Genomic DNA, 478 nt, shown 5'->3' with positions numbered 1-478 from the left:
GACCGACGGCCGCATGAAGAAATGGATGCTGCCGTGGCTTGTCGCCATGCCCGCAGAAACCCAGCTCGGCATTCTGTCGCTGATCCTGTCCGGCGCCTTCGAACGCATTCCCCGCAGCCTCAAATTGTGCTTTGCTCACGGCGGCGGCAGCTTTGCGTACCTGCTTGGCAGAGTCGACAACGCCTGGCGCCATCGCGACATCGTCCGCGAAGACTGCCCGCATCCGCCATCGTCGTACACCGACCGCTTCTACACCGACAGCGCCGTCTTCGACCCGCGATCGCTACGCCTGCTCATCGACGTCATGGGCGAAGACCGCGTCCTGCTCGGCTCCGACTACCCCTACCCGCTGGGCGAACAGGAAGTCGGCAAGCTCGTCACCCACGCCGACCTGGTGCCCGGCGTGCAGCAGAAGATTCTGTTCCGCAACACGATGACCTTCTTTGGCCTGCACGCGCAGCAATGAAATAGGGCAGCA

Annotated in this window: 1 protein-coding gene; it reads left to right on the top strand. The window is 63.2% G+C overall.

All coding sequences use genetic code 11. From position 1 onward, the window contains the following. Positions 1 to 466, top strand: a 466-nt coding sequence (locus tag B3446_RS05625; protein WP_291378228.1) for an amidohydrolase family protein, incomplete at its 5' end; no start/stop codon positions are given. Positions 467 to 478: the final 12 nt, after the last annotated feature.

The sequence above is a fragment of the Achromobacter sp. UBA5777 genome (genome assembly GCF_002418565.1).
Classification (GTDB): Bacteria; Pseudomonadota; Gammaproteobacteria; order Burkholderiales; family Burkholderiaceae_B; genus Achromobacter; species Achromobacter animicus.
The sequence above is the reverse complement of the archived record's forward strand: the minus strand, read 5'-3'. Positions and strand labels throughout refer to the sequence as shown.